Source organism: Accumulibacter sp., from assembly GCF_029255285.1.
Lineage (GTDB): Bacteria > Pseudomonadota > Gammaproteobacteria > Burkholderiales > Rhodocyclaceae > Accumulibacter.
This window is the reverse complement of the sequence record NZ_JAPUVI010000111.1, coordinates 21072-27882: the sequence shown is the minus strand read 5'-3', so window position 1 is coordinate 27882 and position 6811 is coordinate 21072. Positions and strand designations below refer to the sequence as shown.

Annotated in this window: 8 protein-coding genes; 3 read left to right on the top strand and 5 right to left on the bottom strand. The window is 61.2% G+C overall.

Annotated features, from left to right (window positions below):
• The 5 genes from Q1M07_RS18020 to Q1M07_RS18000 all read right to left on the bottom strand — a co-directional run.
• A partial coding sequence (locus Q1M07_RS18020; protein ID WP_300456353.1) for an ATP-binding cassette domain-containing protein occupies positions 1-164 on the bottom strand: 164 nt, incomplete at its 3' end.
• Between the two features lie 11 nt (positions 165-175).
• Positions 176-1006, bottom strand: coding sequence for an ABC transporter permease (locus tag Q1M07_RS18015; RefSeq protein WP_300456348.1), 831 nt, complete (start codon positions 1004-1006; stop codon positions 176-178).
• On the bottom strand, positions 1003-1869 hold the full coding sequence (locus tag Q1M07_RS18010; RefSeq protein WP_300456345.1) for an ABC transporter substrate-binding protein: 867 nt from the start codon (positions 1867-1869) through the stop codon (positions 1003-1005). Before Q1M07_RS18010 ends, Q1M07_RS18015 begins: the two co-directional genes overlap by 4 nt.
• A gap of 182 nt (positions 1870-2051) precedes the next feature.
• Positions 2052-2582 (bottom strand): alpha/beta hydrolase, encoded by a 531-nt coding sequence (locus Q1M07_RS18005; protein WP_300456343.1) that lies wholly within the window; start codon positions 2580-2582, stop codon positions 2052-2054.
• An 11-nt stretch (positions 2583-2593) separates the two neighbouring features.
• Positions 2594-3634, bottom strand: a complete 1041-nt coding sequence (locus Q1M07_RS18000) for an FCSD flavin-binding domain-containing protein (protein WP_300456340.1) — start codon at positions 3632-3634, stop codon at positions 2594-2596.
• Positions 3635-4174: 540 nt separating this feature from the next.
• Here Q1M07_RS18000 and Q1M07_RS17995 point away from each other — a divergent pair.
• The 3 genes from Q1M07_RS17995 to cysT all read left to right on the top strand — a co-directional run bounded on the left by Q1M07_RS17995 (position 4175) and on the right by cysT (position 6810).
• Positions 4175-4666: a hypothetical protein gene (locus Q1M07_RS17995; protein WP_300456337.1), complete on the top strand. Its 492-nt coding sequence runs from the start codon at positions 4175-4177 to the stop codon at positions 4664-4666.
• A gap of 107 nt (positions 4667-4773) precedes the next feature.
• On the top strand, positions 4774-5784 hold the full coding sequence (locus tag Q1M07_RS17990; RefSeq protein WP_300456333.1) for a sulfate ABC transporter substrate-binding protein: 1011 nt from the start codon (positions 4774-4776) through the stop codon (positions 5782-5784).
• Positions 5785-5973: 189 nt separating this feature from the next.
• On the top strand, positions 5974-6810 hold the full coding sequence (gene cysT / locus Q1M07_RS17985; protein ID WP_300456331.1) for a sulfate ABC transporter permease subunit CysT: 837 nt from the start codon (positions 5974-5976) through the stop codon (positions 6808-6810).
• The last annotated feature ends 1 nt before the right edge of the window (position 6811 follow it).

The following is a 6811-nucleotide window of genomic DNA, read 5'->3' as shown; positions in this document are numbered from 1 at the left end:
TCGAGACCGGCAATGATGCGCAGCAGCGTGCTCTTGCCGCAGCCGCTGGGTCCCACCAGGCTCACGATCTCGCCGGGGTCGATGCCGAAGCGGACGTTCTTGATGACGCTAAGCGACTGAAAATCCTTGGCGGCAACCGCCAAGTCGAGCAGATCGTGTGACATGGGGATATTCCTCAGGACGGACGGCTGTCATGAACGTCGCGCCACCCGAGCAGCCGGTCCTCGAGCCAGCGCAGCAGGCTGTCGCTGGTCTTGCCGAGCAGAGCCAGGACAATGATGGCGACGATGACCAGGTCGGCGCGGCCGGTTTCGCGGCCGTCGGTCAACAGGTAGCCGAGCCCGCGCGTAGCCGCAATCAGCTCGGCAGCAACCAGGAACATCCAGGACAGCGACAGGCCGCTGCGCAGACCGGTGAAGAGATTGGGCAGGGCGGCTGGCAGGAAGATGCGGGCGATCAGCCGGTAACCGGTCAGGCCGTAGATGCCGCCGACCTCGACCAGCTTGCGGTCCACGTTGTGGATGCCGGCGACGAAGTTGAGATAGACCGGGAAGAAGGCACCGATGGCGATCAGCGTGATTCCTGGCGCCTCGTCAACCCCCAACCAGAGGAGCAACAGCGGTCCCCAGGCCAGCGACGGAATGGCGCGCAGCGCCTGGAAGGTCGGATCGAGCAACGCCTCCGTCCGCCGCGACAGTCCGACCGCGGCTCCGATCGCGACAGCAAGCCCGGCACCGATGCAGAAACCGATGAGGACGCGCAGACCACTGACACCGATATGGCCGGCGAGCGCCCCATTGCCGGCGAGATCTGCCAATGTCGTGACCAGTTCGCTTGGCGGCGGCAGGAGGTGCGCGCTGACCCAACCGGCACGCACGACCGCTTCCCAGACAATGACGAGGATGCCGGGAACCAGGAGGCCCTGAGTGCGGCGGATCAGTCCCCTGGCGTCGTAGCGGCTGGTGGCGGCAATCGCGGCCGAAGCCGGAATGCTGATTTCAGTCATCCCCGCTCTCCTCTGCTCTCAACGGCCTTGGCCCAGGAGGGATCGACGAGATCGTCAAGCACCTTGTTGCCGTCGGTCTCCTTCCTGACCCGTTCTTCCTCGATCAGAATTGGCGCAGCAGACTTGAGGACCTTGATGTGCTCGCTACCGTGCACCGGGCTGCTGAACCCGATACGCGTCAATTGTGGCTTGGCGACCAGTAATGACAGCTTCGCTTCCTCGGCGACGATTTTGGCCGTCTCCTCGGGGTTGGTCACGATCCACTCGCGAGCCTTCTCGTACGCGGCGATGACGCGTTTGACGTGTTCCGGATACCGCCAGCTGAACCATTCCGTGGTGTCGAGGAAGCCGTAGGTGTTGAACGATATGCTGCGGCAGATCGGCTTCGAGCCGGCATCAATCTCGCTGGCCGCCGTCAGTGGGTCGAGGCCGGCCCAGGTATCGACTTTTCCCTGTTCGGGAGCCGTCCGACCGTCGGCATGTTGGAGACTGGCATGTTCGATGTCCGTCTTCTTCATTCCCTCCTGGTGCAGGCTGCGCAGCAGGAACAGATAGGGGCCGGTGCCTTTGGTTGCGGTAACCTTCCTGCCCTTGAGATCCCTGACCGACTTGATCGGCGAATCCTTGGGCACGACCAGCGTCGTCCTTTCCGGCCGCGAGCGAATATACAGGCTGTTGATCGGAAAATTGTCGGCCTTGAATTCCTGCTCGAGCCAGCCAGAGCGTTGGAGGACCAGGCTCAGCGGTGCATAGTGGGCGTAGTCGAGGCGGATTTCCCGCGGTTGCTCTGCAGCATCAGCAGTGCCGATCGTAGAAAAAATAGACGCAGCGATATTGGCGATGTGTCTGAGGAGTCGGGACATCGGTATTCCTCGAGAAGGGGGTCAGGTTTCGGGTGGTGGTCGCTCGTGAGATGTCGGGAAAAGCCAATACCAGGGTTCCGCGCGCAGCAATGAAAGGTAATCCAGCGCAAATCACCCAGACAACGATGAAGACTTGCGAAGAACATGGGTCACCAGCGCATAAGCTTCTGCGCCCGTGGTGCTCACCCCGTGAAAGCCAGCACCTGCTGGCGCAGTTCCTGGAACAAGCGAAGGCCTTCCGGCCATGGGCCGTAACCCGAGTCGATGTTGATGTGGCCTGCGTCACCGATGTTCCGGTAACTGCTACCCCAGATGCCTGCCCAGTATTCGGCGACGCTGCTCCGTACCCACGGATCGTTATTGCTGGCTACGACCAGGCTGGGAAAGGTGAGTCGCTCCTCAGCGAGCGCAGCGGTCTCCTCAAAGCGATCGGGATCGGCAGGCGCCACGAGCAGGGCCGCACGGACTCGGCTCGCACAGACGAGAGCGGCGCTGACGGCAGCGAGGCAACCAAAACTGTGGGCAACAATCCATACCGGATCGCTCTCCGCGTCGATTGCTTCGCGCACTCGTGTTGCCCACTCGGAAAGAAGGGGCCGCTCCCAGTCGGCTTGTTCGACCCGCCGGGTATTGGAGAGCGTGGTTTCGAACCAGGTTTGCCAATGGTGTGGGCCACTGTTGCGCAGGCCCGGGACGATGAGGATGGTTTCCATGGATCGGCCGATCAGGACAGGTTGTTCTTCCAGATGGTTGTCGCCCAGGCTCGCGTGTAGGGGGAGCCTTGTTCCACCGACACTTCCTTCGGCACACCACCCGAGCCTTCCGCGACCAGCGGCCGGTTATTTTCGGAGTCGTCACGGTGCACCGGACACACGTGGATGGCCCGCTTTTCGTCGACCAGCGAGTGGCAGGTGTTGGGCATCAGTGCCTTGGCGTCGTAGCCTTCGATGCCTCCGTGGATGAAGTCGAAGCCGGGGGAGAGAACAAGGCGGTCGCATTCGAAATCGCCTGCGCTGTCCGTCCGGATGCGGCGCCTGTCGGCATCAATACCGGTCACCGAGGCGTTCACCAGCCGGATTCCCCAGGTCCTGGTGAGTCCATCGCAGCCCTGAACCGGCGAATCGTTTGGGCGGTTACCGCCGAGGACTTCATTGGAGGCGTGGCAGGATATGAACTGCTTGTCGCGCTCGATGGGCGTCATTTTGACGATTTCCGCACTTTCTCCTGGCGCCGACAATCTCAGAGCGGCATACGCCGACTTCGGGCTACGGGCGTTGAAGACATTAAAGTTGCGCCCGCCGGCCCCGGCCACGCGGGGATTTCCCAGGAAGCGTGCGAGCCGCGCCGTCGTGGTAAGTGCCGTTAACTTGCGTCGATCGTTCATCACCTCCTTGCGCAGTCTGGAAGCAGCCTGATAGAGACGGTCCGGCAGCTTGCGGCGATTTGGCGCGGCATTGCTCAAACTCACATCCCAGTCGCGCTTGCTCAGCCAGATGTTCTGCTGAGCGTCTTCGACGACGGCGATGTGGCAGGGTGGAAAGATCGCCGACTCAGGGCTGCAATCGCGAAGTTCCCGCGCCAGCAGTGCGTCACTAAAGCGGTAGATTTCGACCTTCGGCGTTGGCTGACCGGCGATTGCCTCGACCTCCTTGTGGACCAGGTGGGCGCCAATGAGCTTCAGATCGATCTTGCTTACCCGCTGCTTCATTGAGGTGATGACATCATCCCGGGAGAGACCCGGCTGCGCTTCGACCTTGTAGGTCATCAGCTTGAACAGCTCACGGATCGGAAGCCTTGGCTGCGCCGGCGCACTCTGAACCGACTTTCGCCGTGCCTCCGGCGTGACCGGCTCCCTCGTCGTGTCGGGCGTGAACGGTTGCGCTGTCGACGCCGGTATCGGGGACTTTCCGGAAAGGATGAAAGCGGCATCGCCGTTGGCGGCGGTGGCAGCTTGCGCCAAAGCGCCGCCCGTGGCCAGGACCAGGCTCATCGAGAGGAGCGCGCTGAGCAGACTCGCCATTTCACCTTGTCGCCTTGTCGTTCATGCTCTTCCCTTTTCCCGGCCTGCCGGAGCAAGCCGCCACGCCGCGCATGATGCCAACGGCCAAGAGCGTCGAAAACAATTTATTTCCAATAAGCAAATAGCGATTTCGCCGACTGGCGTCGGAGCCCGAAGTGGTGCGACCAGCGTGCTCGGAAGCCGGCTTTGGCTGAATATGCTTATACGAAATTCTTGCTTTGCTTGCCGCTACCGCATGTCTAATCTCAGGGCATCGTTGATCGTAGATTTTCCAGGGGTGCCGCGATGAAAATGCCGGATTGCCAGCATCGCTCAGACGCCGGCTGGCGGACTGCGGACGGCCGTACGCTGAGGGCCAACGGGACGTCGCATCACGCCATACCGGAGACGACGAGCGCTGGATCCAGCGCCGGCGAGCAGCCAGACTGCATGGTGCTGGCGCATTGGCAACTGCCCACTATGCAAAAGAATGCCCTGAGAAAGGTTTTTAAGCGTCCCGATTTCACTCCGGGTGAGGTCGCCCAGCTCGGTCACCGGCGCCTGGAACGTGCCGAGGGAATCGGCAGTAAGGGTCTGGCGAAGATCGTCGACTGGTTGCGATGCCAGGGCTACGAGCTTGCTGACGACACCCGCAGTGCGCGGTCGCGGGACCTTGCGGCCTCCGCGAAGGAAGTCACGAAGCTGAAAAAGGCCATGCGTGTTCTCCAGACCCACGGGTATACGGTCCTCAGAGAACAACCGTCCGCGGACGACAAGAATTGCTGCGCGAGGCAATAGCTCTCGCGCATCTCTGAATAAGCAAATAAGCAAATAAGCAAAGAGTCGTTGGCCGTTGGGTACCATCTTCCTAGACTTCGTTCCACCCCTACTTGAACGGAGTCCTCATGAAGCTGAAACGTTTTCTCGCCGGCTTGCTGGCAGGTGCGCTGGTTGCCGGTAGCGCTGGCGCGGCCGATATCTCGATCCTGAACGTCTCCTACGACCCGACGCGCGAACTGTATCAGGACTTCAACGCCGCTTTTGCAAAACACTGGAAGGCCAAGGCCGGCGACAACGTCACCATCAACCAGTCGCACGGCGGCTCGGGCAAGCAGGCCCGTGGCGTGATTGAAGGCCTGCAGGCCGATGTGGTGACGTTGGCGCTGGCGTATGACATCGACGCCATCGCCGACGCCGGGCTGCTACCGGCCGACTGGCAGAAACGGCTGCCACACAATTCTTCGCCTTACACCTCGACCATCGTTTTTCTGGTGCGCAAGGGCAACCCCAAGGGCATCAAGGACTGGAACGACCTGGTAAAGCCGGGCGTGTCGATCATCACGCCGAACCCGAAAACCTCCGGTGGCGCTCGCTGGAACTACTTGGCCGCGTGGGCCTATGCGCTGGAACAGCCGGGCGGCAGCGAAGCCAAGGCCAGGGAGTTCGTCGGCCAGGTCTATCGCAATGTGAAGATCCTTGACTCCGGGGCACGTGGTTCGACGACGACCTTCGTTGAACGTGGCATCGGCGATGTCCTGATTGCCTGGGAAAACGAAGCCTACCTTTCGCTCAAGGAGGTCGGTGCAGACAAGCTTGAAATCGTGACGCCGTCGCTATCCATCCTGGCTGAGCCGCCGGTTGCGGTAGTCGACAAGGTGGTCGACAAGCGCGGTACGCGCAAGCTTGCTCAGGCCTACCTTGAGTACCTGTATTCATCGGACGGTCAGGAGTTGGCTGCCAAGAACTTCTATCGTCCGACCGACGCGCAGATCGCCGCCAAGTATTCGAAACAGTTCGTCAAGACCAGGCTGGTCACGGTCGACAAGGTGTTCGGTGGCTGGCGGAACGCGCAGAAGGTCCACTTCTCCGACGGCGGCGTCTTCGACCAGATCTACGTTCCCGGTGGCAAGCGCTGAACCTCCGGCAGCGGTGCGGGGAAGCGGGTGGTTTTGGGCCATCCGCTTTTTCTTTATACCGATTATGAATTAACTTTTCAGAATTCCGTATTTCCCATCATAAATCGTGGCCCGTAAACTCTGCGCATTGAATGCTGCATTGCGGCGGGAGCCACGAATGAATCAGGGTTTTTGTTTCGGGAGGCAAGCATGGCCAGCCTAAGGCGCTTCAGTCCGTTACCCGGCTTCGGCTTGGCCATGGGCTACACGCTGGTTTACCTGGCGTTGATCGTGATCATTCCGCTCACGGCGGTGGGGACCAAGACGCTGACGATGGGCTGGGATGCTTTCTGGGCCGCTGTCAGCAGTCCGCGGGTCGTGGCTTCCTATCAGCTCAGTTTCGGCGCTTCGCTGCTTGCTGCGGCGATCAACGTGGTCTTCGGGCTGATCTTCGCCTGGGTACTGGTGCGTTACCATTTCCCTGGCAGGGGCCTGATCGATTCTCTGGTCGATCTCCCGTTCGCCCTGCCGACGGCGGTTGCCGGCATCGCTCTGGCGACGATTTATTCCGAGAACGGCCCGATTGGCAAGGTGCTCGAGCCCCGGGGGATCGAGATCGCGTATACGCCCAACGGCGTTCTGCTGGCACTGGTCTTCATCGGCCTGCCTTTTGTCGTACGGACGGTACAGCCGGTGCTCGCCGATCTGGAAAAGGAAGTCGAGGAGGCCGCCGCCGGTCTTGGCGCCTCCGGCTGGCAGACCTTCTGCAGGATCATCCTGCCCCACATCGCACCAGCGCTGCTGACCGGCTTTGCCATGGCCTTCGCCCGCGCCGTCGGCGAGTACGGCTCGGTCATTTTCATCGCCGGCAACATGCCGATGGTGTCGGAAATCACGCCACTGCTGATCATCACCAAGCTGGAACAGTATGACTACGCGGGCGCCACGGCCGTTGCTTCGGTGATGTTGATCTTTTCCTTTCTCCTCCTGCTGATCATCAACGGCCTGCAGGGCTGGATGCAGAATCGTCACGCCAAGGGTTCCTGAC

What these genes read in the sequence shown, in the direction of transcription:
- Q1M07_RS18015 (WP_300456348.1), bottom strand. Translation starts at nt 1,006, where the DNA reads ATGACTGAAATCAGCATTCCGGCTTCGGCCGCGATTGCCGCCACCAGC.
- Q1M07_RS18010 (WP_300456345.1), bottom strand. Translation starts at nt 1,869, where the DNA reads ATGTCCCGACTCCTCAGACACATCGCCAATATCGCTGCGTCTATTTTT.
- Q1M07_RS18005 (WP_300456343.1), bottom strand. Translation starts at nt 2,582, where the DNA reads ATGGAAACCATCCTCATCGTCCCGGGCCTGCGCAACAGTGGCCCACAC.
- Q1M07_RS18000 (WP_300456340.1), bottom strand. Translation starts at nt 3,634, where the DNA reads ATGACCTACAAGGTCGAAGCGCAGCCGGGTCTCTCCCGGGATGATGTC.
- Q1M07_RS17995 (WP_300456337.1), top strand. Translation starts at nt 4,175, where the DNA reads ATGAAAATGCCGGATTGCCAGCATCGCTCAGACGCCGGCTGGCGGACT.
- Q1M07_RS17990 (WP_300456333.1), top strand. Translation starts at nt 4,774, where the DNA reads ATGAAGCTGAAACGTTTTCTCGCCGGCTTGCTGGCAGGTGCGCTGGTT.
- cysT (WP_300456331.1), top strand. Translation starts at nt 5,974, where the DNA reads ATGGCCAGCCTAAGGCGCTTCAGTCCGTTACCCGGCTTCGGCTTGGCC.